Raw genomic sequence first — 16500 nt, 5'->3', positions numbered from 1 at the left:
GTCTTGCACCGTCAATGGCTGGAATAACTTACGGATTCGCCTTGATTAAAGGTAACGGCAGGGGGTTTACAGCGGGAACAGAAAATGTGTGAGCGTCTTTTCATTTAATGAAACTTCGTTTCATTAAATTTGAATGTGTGTTCGCAAATGTGTAATGTGGGAAAAACGTCATGATTTACGCAGGCGCGGCCGTCTGCATTCAGGAGGAACACGATGAAAATTGCACTGATGATGGAAAATAGCCAGGCCAGCAAAAATGCCATCATTTATAACGAACTTAGCGCCGTCGCCAATGAAAAGGGATTTCCCGTTTTTAACGTCGGCATGTGCGACGAAAATGACCATCACCTGACGTACATTCATTTAGGCATCATGGCAAGTATTCTGCTTAATGCAAACGCGGTTGATTTTGTGGTTACTGGCTGTGGCACCGGTCAGGGCGCGCTGATGTCGTTAAATATTCATCCAGGTGTCATTTGTGGCTATTGCATCGATCCGGCAGATGCTTTTCTGTTTGCGCAGATCAACAACGGCAATGCGTTGTCCCTGCCATTTGCGAAAGGCTTTGGCTGGGGCGCTGAGCTGAACGTGCGTTTCATCTTTGAAAAAGCGTTTACCGGGCGTAAAGGCGAGGGGTATCCGCCTGAGCGCAAAGCGCCGCAGGTACGCAATGCGGGCATTTTGAACCAGGTTAAGGCCGCGGTCGTCAAAGAGAATTATCTGGATACACTACGGGCTATCGATCCTGAACTGGTTAAAACGGCGGTTTCAGGGCCGCGTTTCCAGCAATGTTTGTTTGAAAACGGCCAGAATAAAGAAATAGAAGCGTTTGTACGTGAGATGCTGGGGTAATGCCCAGACAAGACAGAGACGTTTCGCGCCTGTCGGCTGGCATGATGTGCCGATAATACGCCAGTAGCGACAGGCGCCACCTCTGGCAAACAGACCAGAAACGGTGTAGGCCGGATAAGCTGCTTCGCGTTGCTATCCGGCTAATAACGTCTCAATATTGTCGCTCGGTGTGCCGCTATCAGTGATGCTGATAGGTCACAACGTTAAGGAGATGCTGATCGGTTTGCGCCAGGCATAACCCTGCTCGTTTAGCGCTGCGAACTTCTTCGAGAATAGTTTGTAAAAGTACGCCATCCTGCTGCTGCTCTTTTTCCAGGGTATGGAGAAAATCGAGCGTTGAGGCATCATTCAGCGCTTTCGCTTCATCTGCCAGACGCGACAGCGTGCTGGCGCGTTGCTGATAATCCTCCAGTGTTTTCTGGAACAATTCTTCCAGAGAGCAGAGCTCTTCACCCGGAACGTCAATGGCTTTAACGATAGGGGTGGCGCCGGCGTTTTTCATAAAATTAAACATGCGCATCATTTGCGTCACGTTGCCTTGCGCCTGGGTACGAAGAAAGGTGGCGGTGCCTGTTAAACTGTGTTCAGAACACCATTCGCTTAGATGGAGGTAAAGATTTGATGCGTAAAACTCAAGGTTCATTGGCGTGTTGAGCTTTTGAACCATTCCTACAGCTGCCATAACAATATCCTTATTTCCAGAAAGTGTTGATGTGCATGACAGACGAGAATGCAACGGGCCGTTGTCACTTTCTTACATCTATCATCTATGCACAATAAATACTCTTAGCAGAAGAACTCCGTTCCGCCAGTCCCTTATGCGATCTCATTTCCTGTTTATCGATCGGTAATGAGAATAGCGCGTCAATAAAAATAAGAAAATCCTTAAATGCAATTGTTTATCTTTTTTTACATTTTCAGCGGTGTGATTTTTTCAGGTGTAATGATTTTTGGTGTGGAGTAGTTGCAACTGTTTGAAAGTTAAATGATATTATATAGATTTATAATTTATGAAACATTGTTTCAGATCATGGGGTGAGCCTTTCAAGTATGGTAATTTCAATAAAATAAACATTAGCCAGTCTGGATATCACACGCATAAACGGTTGAGAGCAAATATGCCTGTTTTTATAAACTAGCCGATTTTGCGGTAGATCATTTTTAATGTCATTAATCATACGAGCACGTTATTCGGTTGAGCGCAGTTTTGATGGGTGACTCGTTAACAAGGAGCAGTCAATGAAAAAGGTCGCGGTGCTGTTGGCACCAGGATTTGAAGAAGCAGAGGCCATTGTTACTCTTGATATTCTGCGACGTTTGCATATCGACGTCGAAACGCTGGCGTGTGCTGAATCACGGGCGGTGGTGAGTTACCATGATATTCCTATGGTTGCGGACAGCACGCTGAGTGAACGCCAGCAGGCGCTTTTCGATGCGGTAGTGCTGCCGGGCGGTCCGCAGGGGAGCGCTAATCTGGCGGCTAATCCGGCGGTGATCGCTTTCGTTGCGCGTCATGATGCGGCAGGCAAATTAATTTGTCCTATCTGTTCCGCGGCGGCAAGGGTGCTGGGTGCTCACGGATTGCTGAAGGGGCGTCGTTATGTCTGTTCCGGCGACCTGTGGAAAGCGGCTCCGGAAGGTGTCTATGTGGATGCGCCCGTTGTTGAAGATGGTAATTTAATTAGCGGCAAAGGCTTGGGGCATGTCTTTGATTTCGCGCTAACCCTTTCCGCCAGACTGCTGGGAGACGATGTGCCGGTTCGCGAACAGGCTGAACATATCTATTATTCCTGGTAATCGTTATTCACCCAGGGCCGTAAGGATTAGCTGGCTGATGTTATGGATTAATGTGCTGGCTTTCCTGCCTTTTGGCTGATGAATTCGCTCTGGGTTATGTCATTTTTCGCTAAAACTATTCCTGCCATCAGCATTTATCTAATGAATGAAAGATAGTGCACCGTTTTACGTCTTCTCTAACAAGAATCGTTTGACTTTACCCTACATAAAAAACGCTAAAGCTGGTCAATGACTTCCCTGGGTTATGAGTTAATCGTTATTTCTGCGTGTGTCTTAGGGGAGATTCCTGAAAGGCGGCCTCGGAAAAGTCTCATATGTGGTGGCGAGCGTACTGATATCAGGAACGGTGGAGAACGCGATGAACCTGTTCAAAATTTCACCTTTTGCACAATACGTGGTTCGCGGCTGAATCCTTCTGGCAGCAGTTATCTTCGACCATTATAAGCAAAAAGCGAAGCGTACGATTTGATGAATTAACACTCAACTAAACAGTATAGCTTCACGTCATCGCCAGCCGCTACCCCGGCTGGCGATGGTCTTTCTAAATGGCGAGCAGCGTCACACTGTCTATACTTACATGACTAATGAGACCGTTTGTGAGTCTCAATATGATGATAAGGAGGAGACAAGGGTGGCAGAACCGTTAACCGTATCCCCCGAACTCACTGCGAACTATGCGTATTTTTTTGACCTTGATGGCACATTGGCAGAGATAAAGCCTCATCCCGATCAGGTAGTGGTACCGCATAAAATCCTTCAGTTGTTAGACCGTCTCGCGGCGCACAACGCAGGGGCACTGGCATTGATTTCAGGGCGTTCAATGATTGAGCTGGATGCTTTGGCGAAGCCTTTTCGCTTTCCGCTCGCTGGCGTTCACGGGGCAGAGCGTCGTGACATCAATGGTAAAACCCATATCGTGCGCCTTCCTGAAGCGGTAGTCCGTGAGGTGGAGGCGTTATTACGTTCGACGCTTGTAGCGCTGCCCGGAACGGAGCTGGAGACGAAGGGGATGGCGTTTGCGCTGCACTACCGTCATGCTCCGGAACATGAAGCGGCGCTATTGGCGCTTGCGCAACACGTTACGCAGCACTGGCCGCAACTGGCGTTGCAGCCTGGTAAATGTGTTGTGGAAATCAAACCTAAGGGAACCAATAAAGGCGAAGCGATTGCCGCCTTTATGCAGGAGGCGCCCTTTGCGGGACGGATTCCCGTTTTTGTGGGCGACGATTTGACCGATGAGACTGGCTTTGGCGTGGTGAATCACGCTGGCGGAATTTCCGTAAAAGTGGGCGTCGGGGCAACCCAGGCGGCATGGCGGCTGGAAAGCGTACCCGATGTCTGGCGCTGGCTGGAGCAAATCAATTATCCACAACAAGAACAACAAGTAATGAATAACAGGAGAGATGGCTATGAGTCGTTTAGTCGTAGTATCTAATCGAATTGCCCCCCCGGATAATAAAGGCGGCGCCGGCGGCCTCGCCGTTGGCGTGCTTGGCGCGCTAAAAGCGGCTGGCGGGTTGTGGTTCGGCTGGAGTGGCGAGACAGGTAACGAGGATGAGCCATTAAAAAAGGTGACAAAAGGTAATATTACCTGGGCATCGTTTAACCTGAGTGAACAAGATTACGAAGATTATTACTGTCAATTTTCCAATGCGGTTCTCTGGCCTGCGTTCCATTATCGTCTGGACCTGGTACAGTTTCAGCGTCCTGCATGGGAAGGCTATATGCGGGTGAATGCGTTATTAGCGGATAAGTTATTGCCCCTCATTAAAGAGAACGACATCATTTGGGTGCATGACTACCACCTGTTACCGTTCGCCAGCGAGCTGCGTAAACGCGGCGTGAACAACCGAATTGGTTTTTTCCTGCATATTCCATTCCCGACCCCGGAGATTTTTAACGCTTTACCGCCGCATGATGAACTGCTGGAGCAGTTGTGTGACTTTGATCTGCTCGGGTTCCAGACCGAAAATGATCGCCTGGCTTTTCTGGATAGCCTTTCGAGTCAAACGCGAGTCACGACTCGCAGCGGCAAGCAGCATATCGCGTGGGGTAAAGACTTCCAGACAGAAGTGTATCCTATCGGTATTGAGCCCGATGAGATTGCTCTGCAGGCAGCCGGGCCGTTGCCGCCTAAACTGGCGCAGCTCAAGGCGGAACTGAAAAATGTGAAGAATATTTTTTCCGTTGAGCGGCTGGATTATTCGAAAGGGCTGCCGGAACGCTTTCTGGCGTATGAAGCGCTACTGGAAAACTACCCGCAGCATCGGGGAAAAATTCGTTATACCCAAATTGCGCCTACGTCACGCGGCGAAGTACAGGCATATCAGGATATTCGCCACCAGCTTGAGACGGAAGCAGGCCGGATTAATGGGAAATATGGACAATTGGGCTGGACGCCGCTCTATTATCTGAATCAGCATTTTGACCGTAAACTGTTAATGAAGATATTCCGTTATTCAGACGTCGGGCTCGTCACCCCGTTGCGTGACGGGATGAACCTGGTGGCGAAAGAGTTTGTCGCCGCGCAGGACCCCGCTAATCCTGGCGTATTGGTACTGTCACAGTTTGCCGGCGCGGCGAATGAACTGACGTCGGCGTTAATCGTCAATCCTTACGATCGGGATGACGTGGCGGCGGCGCTCAATCGTGCGTTAACGATGCCCCTTGCCGAGCGTATTTCGCGCCATGCGGAAATGCTGGACGTGATCGTTAAAAATGACATTAACCGCTGGCAGGAGCGTTTTATTCATGACCTAAAGGAGGTCACGCCGCGTAGCCCTGAGCGTCAGCAGCAGAACAACGTGGCGACGTTCCCTAAGCTGGCCTGAAATATTGCGAGCGGCGACTAGTCGCCCGCTAACGGCACCAGCAACACATCTACCTGGCTGGCGCTGACGACACTTTTTGCCGAGCAGGACGCGCGCGAAAAGAAACTGTGGTTATGGTTGCCGCAAATGACCAGATCAACATGGTGTTTGCGGCACACAGCTAAAATGTGCTGGCTTAACTCACCTGATGCGATGAAAGTTTGTTCAATCGGATAATCCGCCTTTTCCCCCAGCATCTTAAGAAAATTCTCGGTCTCCTCATGCATAACCGCGCGTAAATCCTCCATCATGGGCGCGGCGAACTGGTTATACAGTTCGGGATCGGAAGCGAGAGTAATCAGGCTTACTTTCGCCTGAACAGGGCGGGCGATAGAGACCGCTTTAGCCAGTAGCTGGTGACTTTCCGGGGTGACGGCAACGGCGACAAGAATATGGGTGTAGCTCATAACTCGCTCCTTGATTGCAAGAATATGAGATTGTGCTTTAGCTTTACTCTGTTTAGCGCATTTCTGCAATGCGCTAATGCCACATTAATGTGAAGGACATCATAATTAATCATTAATTATTCTTATGTAAAGAATCGTGGCATAAGACACTTTTTACACACCACTAGGATGCTTTATTTAAACGGGTGAACAAGGAAAGCTAAAAGTTAAATCAAATGAGCTTATTTTTAACAGAGGAGGGCGTATGCTGTGACGAGATTAATTAATAACGTTTAATATTTAAGCCACTGTTTACTAAAGGTAAAATAGAATCGTTTCTAAAATAGAAATAATAGCCTGTTATCTATTATCCTGGCGTTATTTTAACAGAGAGAAACAAAAAAGAATTTGGTGTTGACGTACCCCTATTCAGCAGTGTGGAATAGAAAAAGTGAACATTAGGTTATTAATTAAACAAAGTAAAAGCCATGCTGATGGTTTTATAGTAAGTATTCTGTTAAATTATGTGATCTACATCACATATTTTCTAAAATCGCCGTCCCGCTCCGTTGTATGTCACGAAGCTGACGAGTAGAGTTGCGTCGAATTAGGAAAAATCTTAGGCATTTGTAAAAATTGATGTAAACGTGTAAGGCGAATCTCAGTGGGAAGCTGCGTTATACGTCACAATGTCCACAATGTCTGAGCGCTGCTATGCATTTGACCTTTTTGCTTCTTTTACCGGGCCTTCCCGGCGACATCACGGGGTGCGGCTACGTCGCACAAAAATAAGTTGGTTATTCTGGATGGGAACAATGCATACATCCGAGTTGCTAAAACACATTTATGACATCAATTTGTCATATTTACTCCTTGCACAGCGTTTGATCGTCCAGGACAAAGCATCTGCGATGTTCCGCCTCGGTATCAACGAAGAGATGGCAAACACACTGGGCGCGTTGACCTTGCCGCAGATGGTCAAACTGGCGGAGACGAACCAGTTAGTTTGTCATTTCCGGTTTGACGATCATCAGACGATCACCCGTTTGACTCAGGATTCGCGCGTCGATGATTTACAGCAGATTCACACAGGTATCATGCTTTCAACGCGTCTGCTCAATGAAGTGGACGATACGGCGCGTAAGAAAAGGGCATGATAATGAGTGAAAAAAGCATTGTTCAGGAAGCTCGCGATATCCAGTTGGCGATGGAGTTGATTAATCTTGGCGCTCGTCTACAAATGCTGGAAAGCGAAACACAGCTCAGCCGTGGTCGCCTCATCAGGCTGTACAAAGAATTACGCGGTAGCCCGCCGCCTAAAGGGATGCTGCCATTTTCGACAGACTGGTTTATGACCTGGGAGCAAAATATTCATGCCTCCATGTTCTGCAACGCCTGGCAATTTTTACTGAAGACCGGCTTATGCAGCGGTGTGGATGCGGTGATTAAAGCTTATCGGCTTTATCTTGAGCAGTGTCCGCAACCGCCTGAAGGGCCGTTGTTGGCGCTGACTCGCGCATGGACGCTGGTGCGTTTTGTTGAAAGTGGGTTGCTTGAATTGTCGAGTTGTAACTGCTGCGGTGGGAACTTTATTACCCATGCGCATCAGCCCGTGGGCAGCTTTGCGTGTAGTTTATGCCAGCCGCCATCCCGCGCAGTAAAAAGACGTAAACTTTCCCGAGATGCTGCCGATATTATTCCACAACTGCTGGATGAACAGATCGAACAGGCTGTTTAACCGAAACGGTGTGGACAAACACTCCAGCAGCGGTAAGTCATTACCGCTGCTTTTTTTTGCCTTGCCTTCGCGTTAATCGCCCGACTGCGCATCCTGTCATAGTCAACAGCGGAAGGATGATGTCGTGCTTATCTTATTAGGTTACCTGGTGGTTATCGGTACAGTTTTCGGCGGTTATGTCATGACCGGCGGACACCTTGGGGCACTCTATCAACCTGCTGAACTGGTCATCATTGGCGGCGCGGGGATAGGGGCGTTCATTGTCGGCAACAACGGGAAGGCCATCAAAGGCACGATGAAAGCGATCCCGTTGTTATTTCGTCGTTCGAAATACACGAAATCTATGTACATGGATTTGCTGGCGTTGCTCTATCGCCTGATGGCCAAATCACGGCAGCAGGGGATGTTCTCCCTTGAACGCGATATTGAAAATCCGAAAGAGAGTGAAATCTTCGCCAGTTATCCGCGTATTCTGGCCGATACGGTAATGCTTGATTTTATTGTCGATTATCTGCGCCTGATCATCAGCGGCAACATGAATCCGTTCGAAATTGAAGCGTTGATGGATGAAGAGATTGAAACCCATGAAAGCGAGGCGGAAGTCCCGGCCAACAGTCTGGCGATGGTGGGGGATTCGCTGCCTGCCTTTGGTATCGTCGCGGCGGTAATGGGGGTGGTTCACGCTCTGGCTTCAGCCGATCGTCCGGCAGCGGAGTTGGGGGCGCTGATTGCCCATGCCATGGTAGGTACGTTCCTCGGTATTTTACTGGCTTATGGATTCATTTCACCGTTAGCGACCGTTTTGCGCCAGAAGAGCGCCGAAACCACCAAGATGATGCAGTGCGTAAAAATTACACTGCTGTCTAATCTGAACGGCTATGCGCCGCCGATTGCCGTGGAATTTGGTCGTAAAACGCTTTATTCCAGTGAGCGTCCATCGTTTATTGAGTTGGAAGAACACGTTCGCGCAGTGAGAAACCCAAACCAGCAGCAGACGACTGAGGAAGCATGAAAAATCAGGCTCATCCCATTGTCGTCGTAAAACGCCGCAGGCACAAACCGCACGGCGGCGGGGCGCACGGTTCCTGGAAAATTGCCTACGCCGATTTTATGACGGCGATGATGGCTTTTTTTCTGGTGATGTGGCTGATTTCCATCTCCAGCCCTAAAGAATTAATTCAGATTGCCGAATATTTTCGTACGCCGTTGGCCACCGCGGTAACGGGGGGGAACCGGATTGCCAATAGTGAGAGCCCGATACCAGGCGGCGGCGATGATTACACCCAACAGCAGGGTGAAGTGGAAAAGCAGCCGAATATCGACGAGCTGAAAAAACGGATGGAGCAGAGTCGCTTAAACAAACTGCGCGGCGATCTGGATCAGCTGATCGAATCCGATCCCAAACTGCGCGCGTTACGTCCGCATCTGAAAATTGATTTAGTTCAGGAGGGGTTGCGCATCCAGATTATCGACAGCCAGAACCGCCCGATGTTTAAAACCGGCAGCGCCGAAGTTGAGCCGTATATGCGCGATATCCTGCGTGCGATTGCGCCAGTGTTAAACGGTATACCTAATCGCATTAGCCTGGCCGGCCATACCGATGACTTTCCCTACGCGAACGGCGAAAAAGGCTATAGCAACTGGGAGTTATCCGCCGATCGCGCCAATGCCTCGCGTCGCGAACTGGTCGCTGGCGGGCTGGATAACGGAAAAGTATTACGGGTGGTTGGCATGGCCGCCACGATGCGGCTGAGCGATCGCGGTCCTGATGACGCCATCAACCGCCGTATAAGTCTGCTGGTGTTAAACAAACAGGCGGAGCAGGCCATTTTGCATGAAAACGCTGAAAGCCAGAATGAGCCGGTAAGTGTATTACAACAGCCTGCGGCAGCCCCGCCGGCAAGCGTACCCACATCGCCAAAAGCGGAACCGAGGTGATAGCGTGAGCATGGATATTAGCGATTTTTATCAGACATTTTTTGATGAAGCTGACGAGCTGTTGGCTGATATGGAGCAGCATCTGCTGGATTTGGTGCCGGAATCCCCGGACGCTGAACAACTGAACGCCATTTTTCGCGCGGCGCACTCCATTAAAGGCGGCGCGGGCACATTCGGCTTCACTATTCTGCAGGAAACCACACATTTAATGGAAAACCTGCTGGATGAAGCCCGACGCGGTGAAATGCAGCTCAATACCGACATTATCAACCTGTTTTTGGAAACGAAAGATATTATGCAGGAACAGCTCGACGCCTATAAAAACTCCGAAGAGCCGGATGCCGCAAGCTTCGAATATATCTGCAATGCGCTACGCCAGTTGGCGCTGGAGGCGAAAGGCGAAACCACGCCGGCGGTCGTAGAAACCGCGGCACTAAGCGCGGCGATCCAGGAAGAGAGCGTAGCCGAAACCGAATCGCCTCGTGACGAGAGTAAACTGCGCATTGTACTTTCACGGTTGAAAGCCAATGAGGTCGATCTGCTTGAAGAAGAGTTGGGCAATCTGGCTACTCTGACGGATGTCGTTAAGGGAACGGATTCACTGTCGGCAACTCTGGATGGCAGCGTCGCGGAAGATGACATTGTCGCGGTGCTCTGTTTTGTCATCGAGGCCGATCAGATCGCTTTTGAAAAAGTGGTCGCCGCGCCGGTTGAAAAAGCGCAAGAGAAAACCGAGGTAACGCCGGTAGCGCCTCCGGCAGTCGTTGCGCCAGCCGCCAAAAGCGCGGCGCATGAACATCATGCGGGGCGTGAAAAACCTGCGCGTGAACGCGAGTCCACCAGCATTCGCGTGGCGGTAGAGAAAGTGGATCAGCTTATAAACCTGGTCGGCGAGTTAGTGATTACCCAGTCAATGTTGGCCCAGCGTTCTAACGAGCTGGACCCGGTAAACCACGGCGATCTCATTACCAGTATGGGTCAGTTACAACGTAACGCCCGCGACTTACAAGAGTCGGTGATGTCGATTCGCATGATGCCTATGGAGTACGTCTTCAGCCGTTTCCCGCGTCTGGTACGCGATTTAGCGGGTAAACTGGGCAAGCAGGTAGAGTTGACGCTGGTGGGGAGCTCCACTGAACTTGATAAAAGCCTGATCGAACGCATTATCGACCCGCTGACGCACCTGGTGCGCAACAGTCTCGACCACGGGATTGAAATGCCGGAAAAACGCCTTGAGGCGGGGAAAAATGTTGTCGGCAATCTGATTCTTTCCGCGGAACATCAGGGCGGGAATATTTGTATTGAAGTGACCGATGACGGCGCGGGGCTTAACCGTGAGCGTATCCTGGCGAAGGCCATGTCGCAGGGGATGGCGGTGAATGAAAACATGACCGACGATGAAGTAGGCATGTTGATCTTCGCGCCGGGATTCTCAACTGCGGAACAGGTCACGGATGTCTCCGGTCGCGGCGTTGGCATGGATGTGGTGAAACGTAACATTCAAGAGATGGGCGGTCACGTTGAGATCCAGTCAAAACAAGGCTCCGGCACCACGATTCGTATTCTGCTGCCGCTGACGCTGGCCATCCTCGATGGGATGTCGGTTCGCGTGGCGGGGGAAGTTTTTATCCTGCCGTTGAATGCGGTGATGGAGTCGCTGCAACCGCGTGAAGAGGATCTTCATCCGCTGGCGGGCGGCGAACGGGTTCTGGAAGTTCGCGGCGAGTATTTGCCGCTGGTCGAATTGTGGAAAGTGTTTGACGTGGACGGGGCGAAAACCGAAGCCACGCAGGGCATTGTTGTGATCCTGCAAAGCGCGGGACGCCGTTACGCGCTGCTGGTCGATCAGCTCATCGGTCAGCACCAGGTGGTGGTCAAAAATCTGGAAAGCAATTATCGCAAGGTACCGGGGATTTCCGCCGCGACGATCCTGGGCGACGGCAGCGTCGCGCTGATTGTTGATGTTTCCGCATTGCAGGGTTTAAACCGCGAACAACGTATGGCGATCACAGCCGCCTGATTGAGTGAGAAGGGAATAATATGACCGGTATGAGTAATGTAAGCAAACTGGCCGGCGAGCCGTCAGGTCAGGAATTCCTGGTGTTTACACTGGGAAATGAAGAGTACGGCATCGATATCCTGAAAGTGCAGGAGATCCGTGGCTATGACCAGGTGACGCGTATCGCCAATACACCGGCCTTTATAAAAGGGGTGACTAACCTGCGCGGCGTGATTGTACCCATTGTCGATCTGCGCGTGAAATTCTGTGAAGGCGACGTTGAGTATGATGACAATACGGTAGTGATCGTACTGAATCTGGGGCAACGCGTCGTCGGGATAGTGGTAGACGGCGTGTCTGACGTACTGTCGTTAACGGCGGAACAAATCCGTCCGGCGCCAGAATTTGCCGTGACCTTGTCAACAGAATATTTGACGGGATTGGGCGCGCTCGGCGAGCGTATGCTGATTCTGGTGAATATCGAAAAACTGCTTAACAGCGAAGAGATGGCGCTGCTGGATATCGCAGCATCACACGTCGCGTAATAACGTTGCCGGATGGCGTCGCGCCATCCGGCAATATTCACCGTTATGCTTCCGCCAGCGGTGAGAGTGCCTCTTCATCGCCCGCGCCCAGCCCCTGCATTTTGCGCCGGCATCGCCGCTGCGACACTGTTATTGTCAATATCGTCTTCCGGAACAGCGTATTTCCTTTTTGCAAAAGTAAAGTTATCACCGCAGGTGCCGATAACGTTGATAACTCGTTATCAGGAAGGTGCCTTATGTTTAACCGTATCCGCGTTGTCACAATGCTGATGATGGTGCTGGGGGTTTTCGCACTGCTACAGCTTGTTTCCGGTGGTTTGCTGTTTTCTTCATTACAGCATAACCAGCAAGGTTTTGTTATTTCTAACGAATTACGCCAGCAACAAAGCGAACTCACGTCGACATGGGACTTAATGCTGCAAACGCGCATTAACCTGAGCCGCTCCGCCGCACGCATGATGATGGACGCTTCTAACCAGCAGAGCAGCGCCAAAACGGATTTACTCCAGAATGCAAAAACGACCCTCGCACAGGCGGCGGCGCACTACGCCAATTTCAAAAACATGACGCCATTGCCAGCGATGGCGGAGGCCAGCGCGAACGTCGATGAAAAATATCAGCGCTATCAGGCCGCATTAACCGAACTTATTCAGTTTCTGGACAATGGCAATATGGATGCCTACTTCGCCCAGCCAACCCAGGGAATGCAAAACGCGTTGGGCGAGGCGCTGGGCAATTACGCCCGGGTGAGCGAAAACCTGTACCGCCAGACATTTGATCAAAGCGCTCATGACTACCGTTTTGCGCAATGGCAACTGGGGGTTCTTGCGGTCGTGCTGGTGCTGATTTTGATGGTGGTTTGGTTCGGCATTCGTCATGCCCTGCTTAACCCATTAGCGCGAGTGATTACTCATATCCGTGAAATTGCCAGCGGCGATCTGACGAAAACGCTCACCGTCTCAGGACGTAATGAAATTGGCGAACTGGCGGGAACGGTTGAACATATGCAACGCTCGCTGATTGACACCGTGACGCAGGTTCGTGAAGGTTCGGATGCGATTTATTCCGGCACCAGTGAAATTGCCGCCGGTAATACCGACCTCTCTTCCCGTACCGAACAGCAGGCCTCCGCTCTGGAGGAGACGGCTGCCAGCATGGAACAACTGACGGCCACCGTGAAGCAAAACGCCGATAACGCCCGTCAGGCTTCGCAACTGGCGCAAAGCGCCTCCGAGACCGCGCGTCATGGCGGCAAAGTGGTCGACGGCGTGGTAAACACTATGCACGAAATTGCCGACAGTTCGAAAAAAATCGCTGACATTATCAGCGTTATCGACGGTATTGCCTTCCAGACTAACATTCTGGCGCTGAACGCGGCGGTAGAAGCGGCGCGCGCGGGAGAGCAGGGGCGCGGTTTTGCGGTCGTGGCAGGCGAGGTGCGTAATCTGGCCAGCCGCAGCGCCCAGGCGGCGAAAGAAATAAAAGCGTTGATTGAAGATTCCGTCTCGCGTGTCGATACCGGTTCTGTGCTGGTGGAGAGCGCCGGGGAAACCATGACTGACATCGTCAATGCCGTTACACGCGTCACGGATATCATGGGCGAAATCGCCTCCGCCTCGGATGAGCAAAGCCGGGGTATCGATCAGGTCGCTTTGGCCGTTTCCGAAATGGATCGCGTAACGCAACAGAACGCCTCGCTGGTTCAGGAATCCGCAGCGGCCGCCGCCGCGCTGGAAGAGCAGGCCAGCCGTCTGACCCAGGCGGTATCGGCTTTCCGCCTGGCATCGCGACCGCTGGCGGTAAATAAACCTGAGATGCGTTTGTCAGTGGACGCTCAGTCCGGCAATACGCCGCGGCCCTTAGCCGCCGGGGATGATGCGAACTGGGAAACCTTCTGATCGACGTGTGCTGTCGGTTCTCGATTAATTTGCGAACCCGCCGATCCCTTTCGTCTGGTTCGCATAGATAAAAGCAAAAAATGTGTAATACGGGAAGCATGGCGCTGCCGCAGGGCGCGCCCGTTGTATTTTGAATGTGATTAAGAAGGCGCTATGACATCATCTCTGCCCTCCGGGCAAACGTCAGTATTGTTACAGATGACACAGCGCCTCGCGCTGTCCGACGCGCATTTTCGTCGGATATGTCAATTAATCTACCAGCGCGCAGGGATCGTGCTGGCCGACCATAAGCGGGATATGGTTTATAACCGCCTGGTCCGTCGGCTGCGTACCCTGGGGCTGGATGATTTTGGCCGTTATCTCAGTATGCTGGAGGCTAACCAAAACAGCGCTGAGTGGCAGGCTTTTATCAACGCTCTGACTACCAACCTGACCGCTTTTTTTCGCGAGGCGCACCATTTTCCCATCCTTGCGGAACATGCGCGTCGCCGCCACGGCGAGTACCGCGTCTGGAGTGCGGCGGCATCGACAGGAGAAGAACCTTACAGTATCGCCATTACGCTGGCGGATGCGTTGGGGATGGCCCCCGGTCGCTGGAAAGTATTTGCCAGCGATATTGATACTGAAGTGCTGGAAAAAGCGAGAAGCGGTATTTATCGCCTCAGCGAACTGAAAACGTTATCGCCGCAGCAGCTACAACGTTACTTCATGCGCGGTACGGGGCCGCATGAAGGACTGGTGCGCGTGCGTCAGGAACTGGCCAATTATGTTGAATTTTCCTCCGTTAATTTGTTGGAAAAGCAGTACAACGTACCTGGTCCCTTTGACGCGATTTTTTGCCGTAACGTCATGATCTATTTTGATAAAACGACTCAGGAGGACATTCTGCGCCGTTTTGTTCCACTCCTTAAACCTGACGGACTGTTGTTTGCCGGTCACTCAGAAAACTTTAGCAACCTCGTGCGCGAGTTTAGCCTGCGCGGACAGACGGTGTATGCGCTAAGTAAGGATAAAGCATGAGTAAAATCAGGGTATTGTCAGTTGATGATTCCGCGCTAATGCGCCAAATCATGACTGAAATTATTAATAGCCATAGCGACATGGAGATGGTGGCGACTGCGCCGGACCCGTTGGTCGCCAGGGATCTCATCAAAAAATTTAATCCGGACGTATTGACCCTGGACGTTGAGATGCCGCGTATGGACGGCCTCGATTTTCTGGAAAAACTGATGCGCCTGCGACCGATGCCGGTGGTGATGGTCTCTTCGCTGACCGGTAAAGGTTCCGAAGTGACGCTACGGGCGCTGGAGTTGGGGGCCATCGATTTTGTCACTAAACCGCAGCTTGGCATTCGTGAAGGTATGCTGGCGTATAGCGAGATGATCGCCGAAAAAGTGCGTACCGCCGCGCGGGCCCGCATCGCCGCACATAAACCGGTGGCGGCCCCGGCAACCTTAAAAGCCGGTCCGCTCCTCAGTTCGGAGAAACTGATTGCTATCGGCGCTTCAACGGGCGGTACTGAAGCTATCCGACATGTGCTGCAACCGCTGCCGCTTTCCAGTCCGGCAGTGATTATTACGCAGCATATGCCGCCTGGCTTTACCCGCTCGTTTGCCGAGCGCCTGAATAAACTCTGTCAAATCAGCGTGAAGGAGGCCGAGGACGGCGAACGCGTATTGCCAGGTCATGCCTACATTGCGCCCGGCGACAAGCATATGGAGCTGGCGCGTAGCGGGGCGAATTATCAAATCAAAATTCATGATGGCCCGCCGGTAAACCGGCATCGGCCTTCCGTGGATGTGCTGTTTCATTCGGTGGCGAAACACGCGGGGCGCAACGCCGTAGGCGTCATTCTTACGGGGATGGGCAACGATGGCGCCGCTGGAATGTTAGCGATGTACCAGGCTGGCGCCTGGACCATTGCGCAAAACGAAGCAAGTTGTGTGGTGTTCGGCATGCCGCGCGAGGCCATCAATATGGGTGGCGTAAGCGAAGTGGTCGATCTTAGCCAGGTAAGCCAGCAGATGCTGGCGAAAATCAGTGCCGGACAGGCGATACGTATTTGAACCAGGAGTAGTATTTTATGGCGGATAAAGAGCTTAAATTTTTGGTTGTGGATGACTTTTCGACCATGCGTCGTATCGTGCGCAACCTCTTAAAAGAGCTTGGATTTAACAATGTGGAAGAGGCCGAAGACGGCGTCGATGCGCTGAACAAGCTCCAGGCGGGCGGCTTTGGTTTTATTATCTCCGACTGGAACATGCCGAATATGGATGGCCTGGAGCTGCTGAAAACCATTCGCGCCGATAGCGCCATGTCGGCGTTACCCGTGTTGATGGTCACGGCGGAAGCCAAGAAAGAGAATATTATCGCCGCCGCACAGGCTGGCGCCAGCGGTTATGTCGTAAAACCGTTCACCGCAGCGACTCTGGAAGAGAAGCTCAACAAAATCTTTGAGAAACTGGGCATGTGAGGAT

At 51.5% G+C, this 16500-nt stretch carries 17 protein-coding genes and 1 pseudogene; 15 read left to right on the top strand and 3 right to left on the bottom strand.

Annotated elements, in window-relative coordinates:
• Positions 1-213: 213 nt before the first annotated feature.
• On the top strand, positions 214-852 hold the full coding sequence (locus tag NA624_RS16545; RefSeq protein WP_000684804.1) for an RpiB/LacA/LacB family sugar-phosphate isomerase: 639 nt from the start codon (positions 214-216) through the stop codon (positions 850-852).
• Positions 853-1030: 178 nt separating this feature from the next.
• On the opposite strand, the gene NA624_RS16540 is transcribed toward NA624_RS16545, so the two are convergent.
• Entirely contained in the window at positions 1031-1534 is a 504-nt protein-coding gene (locus tag NA624_RS16540; protein ID WP_000741707.1) for a non-heme ferritin-like protein, read from the bottom strand.
• Positions 1535-2091: 557 nt separating this feature from the next.
• Between NA624_RS16540 and NA624_RS16535 the strand changes: the two genes are divergently transcribed.
• From NA624_RS16535 to otsA, 4 genes and pseudogenes are all read left to right on the top strand, one after another.
• Complete coding sequence (locus NA624_RS16535) at positions 2092-2649, top strand: DJ-1/PfpI family protein (protein WP_000754798.1); 558 nt, start codon at positions 2092-2094, stop codon at positions 2647-2649.
• Between the two features lie 228 nt (positions 2650-2877).
• A pseudogene (gene araH / locus NA624_RS16530) lies at positions 2878-3058 on the top strand (L-arabinose ABC transporter permease AraH); the annotation flags it as partial.
• A 222-nt stretch (positions 3059-3280) separates the two neighbouring features.
• Positions 3281-4084, top strand: a complete 804-nt coding sequence (otsB, locus tag NA624_RS16525) for a trehalose-phosphatase (RefSeq protein ID WP_000830105.1) — start codon at positions 3281-3283, stop codon at positions 4082-4084.
• The gene (gene otsA, locus NA624_RS16520) at positions 4059-5480 is read left to right on the top strand and encodes an alpha,alpha-trehalose-phosphate synthase (RefSeq protein WP_000089042.1); all 1422 of its coding nucleotides are present in this window, start codon (positions 4059-4061) and stop codon (positions 5478-5480) included. Before otsB ends, otsA begins: the two co-directional genes overlap by 26 nt.
• A gap of 17 nt (positions 5481-5497) precedes the next feature.
• Here otsA and uspC read toward each other — a convergent pair whose 3' ends face one another.
• Both uspC and NA624_RS16510 read right to left on the bottom strand, forming a co-directional pair.
• Complete coding sequence (gene uspC, locus NA624_RS16515) at positions 5498-5926, bottom strand: universal stress protein UspC (RefSeq protein ID WP_000122606.1); 429 nt, start codon at positions 5924-5926, stop codon at positions 5498-5500.
• A complete protein-coding gene (locus NA624_RS16510; RefSeq protein WP_001604673.1) occupies positions 5923-6039 on the bottom strand; it encodes a hypothetical protein in 117 nt (38 codons plus the stop codon). The genes uspC and NA624_RS16510 overlap by 4 nt, the downstream gene beginning before the upstream one ends.
• Before the next feature lie 681 nt (positions 6040-6720).
• Here NA624_RS16510 and flhD point away from each other — a divergent pair.
• From flhD to cheY, 10 genes are all read left to right on the top strand, one after another.
• Positions 6721-7062, top strand: a complete 342-nt coding sequence (gene flhD / locus NA624_RS16505; protein WP_001518146.1) for a flagellar transcriptional regulator FlhD — start codon at positions 6721-6723, stop codon at positions 7060-7062.
• Positions 7059-7643: a flagellar transcriptional regulator FlhC gene (gene flhC, locus NA624_RS16500; RefSeq protein ID WP_000605987.1), complete on the top strand. Its 585-nt coding sequence runs from the start codon at positions 7059-7061 to the stop codon at positions 7641-7643. The genes flhD and flhC overlap by 4 nt, the downstream gene beginning before the upstream one ends.
• Positions 7644-7767: 124 nt before the next feature.
• Entirely contained in the window at positions 7768-8655 is an 888-nt protein-coding gene (motA, locus tag NA624_RS16495; protein ID WP_000906314.1) for a flagellar motor stator protein MotA, read from the top strand.
• The gene (gene motB / locus NA624_RS16490) at positions 8652-9581 is read left to right on the top strand and encodes a flagellar motor protein MotB (RefSeq protein ID WP_000795653.1); all 930 of its coding nucleotides are present in this window, start codon (positions 8652-8654) and stop codon (positions 9579-9581) included. The genes motA and motB overlap by 4 nt, the downstream gene beginning before the upstream one ends.
• A 4-nt stretch (positions 9582-9585) precedes the next feature.
• Positions 9586-11601 carry a chemotaxis protein CheA gene (gene cheA / locus NA624_RS16485; RefSeq protein WP_000061311.1) on the top strand — a complete coding sequence of 672 codons (2016 nt, stop codon included), beginning with the start codon at positions 9586-9588 and terminating at the stop codon, positions 11599-11601.
• A 20-nt stretch (positions 11602-11621) separates the two neighbouring features.
• Positions 11622-12125, top strand: coding sequence for a chemotaxis protein CheW (gene cheW / locus NA624_RS16480; protein ID WP_000147295.1), 504 nt, complete (start codon positions 11622-11624; stop codon positions 12123-12125).
• 236 nt (positions 12126-12361) lie between these two features.
• Positions 12362-14023 (top strand): methyl-accepting chemotaxis protein II, encoded by a 1662-nt coding sequence (gene tar / locus NA624_RS16475; RefSeq protein ID WP_000483279.1) that lies wholly within the window; start codon positions 12362-12364, stop codon positions 14021-14023.
• A gap of 153 nt (positions 14024-14176) precedes the next feature.
• Positions 14177-15043 (top strand): protein-glutamate O-methyltransferase CheR, encoded by an 867-nt coding sequence (gene cheR / locus NA624_RS16470; protein WP_000204370.1) that lies wholly within the window; start codon positions 14177-14179, stop codon positions 15041-15043.
• Positions 15040-16089 (top strand): protein-glutamate methylesterase/protein glutamine deamidase, encoded by a 1050-nt coding sequence (gene cheB / locus NA624_RS16465; RefSeq protein ID WP_000036395.1) that lies wholly within the window; start codon positions 15040-15042, stop codon positions 16087-16089. The genes cheR and cheB overlap by 4 nt, the downstream gene beginning before the upstream one ends.
• Before the next feature lie 17 nt (positions 16090-16106).
• Positions 16107-16496, top strand: coding sequence for a chemotaxis response regulator CheY (gene cheY / locus NA624_RS16460; protein WP_000763861.1), 390 nt, complete (start codon positions 16107-16109; stop codon positions 16494-16496).
• The last annotated feature ends 4 nt before the right edge of the window (positions 16497-16500 follow it).

The sequence above is a fragment of the Salmonella sp. NW38 genome (assembly GCF_051807745.1).
Classification (GTDB): domain Bacteria; phylum Pseudomonadota; class Gammaproteobacteria; order Enterobacterales; family Enterobacteriaceae; genus Salmonella; species Salmonella enterica.
Note: the sequence above shows the minus strand (reverse complement) of the source record. Positions and strands in the feature narration are given on the sequence as shown.

Excerpts from the sequence above, each read along its gene's own strand:
- NA624_RS16545 (WP_000684804.1), top strand. The coding sequence starts at position 214 with ATGAAAATTGCACTGATGATGGAAAATAGCCAGGCCAGCAAAAATGCC.
- NA624_RS16540 (WP_000741707.1), bottom strand. The coding sequence starts at position 1,534 with ATGGCAGCTGTAGGAATGGTTCAAAAGCTCAACACGCCAATGAACCTT.
- NA624_RS16535 (WP_000754798.1), top strand. The coding sequence starts at position 2,092 with ATGAAAAAGGTCGCGGTGCTGTTGGCACCAGGATTTGAAGAAGCAGAG.
- otsA (WP_000089042.1), top strand. The coding sequence starts at position 4,059 with ATGAGTCGTTTAGTCGTAGTATCTAATCGAATTGCCCCCCCGGATAAT.
- uspC (WP_000122606.1), bottom strand. The coding sequence starts at position 5,926 with ATGAGCTACACCCATATTCTTGTCGCCGTTGCCGTCACCCCGGAAAGT.
- NA624_RS16510 (WP_001604673.1), bottom strand. The coding sequence starts at position 6,039 with ATGATTAATTATGATGTCCTTCACATTAATGTGGCATTAGCGCATTGC.
- flhD (WP_001518146.1), top strand. The coding sequence starts at position 6,721 with ATGCATACATCCGAGTTGCTAAAACACATTTATGACATCAATTTGTCA.
- flhC (WP_000605987.1), top strand. The coding sequence starts at position 7,059 with ATGATAATGAGTGAAAAAAGCATTGTTCAGGAAGCTCGCGATATCCAG.
- motB (WP_000795653.1), top strand. The coding sequence starts at position 8,652 with ATGAAAAATCAGGCTCATCCCATTGTCGTCGTAAAACGCCGCAGGCAC.
- cheW (WP_000147295.1), top strand. The coding sequence starts at position 11,622 with ATGACCGGTATGAGTAATGTAAGCAAACTGGCCGGCGAGCCGTCAGGT.
- tar (WP_000483279.1), top strand. The coding sequence starts at position 12,362 with ATGTTTAACCGTATCCGCGTTGTCACAATGCTGATGATGGTGCTGGGG.
- cheR (WP_000204370.1), top strand. The coding sequence starts at position 14,177 with ATGACATCATCTCTGCCCTCCGGGCAAACGTCAGTATTGTTACAGATG.
- cheB (WP_000036395.1), top strand. The coding sequence starts at position 15,040 with ATGAGTAAAATCAGGGTATTGTCAGTTGATGATTCCGCGCTAATGCGC.
- cheY (WP_000763861.1), top strand. The coding sequence starts at position 16,107 with ATGGCGGATAAAGAGCTTAAATTTTTGGTTGTGGATGACTTTTCGACC.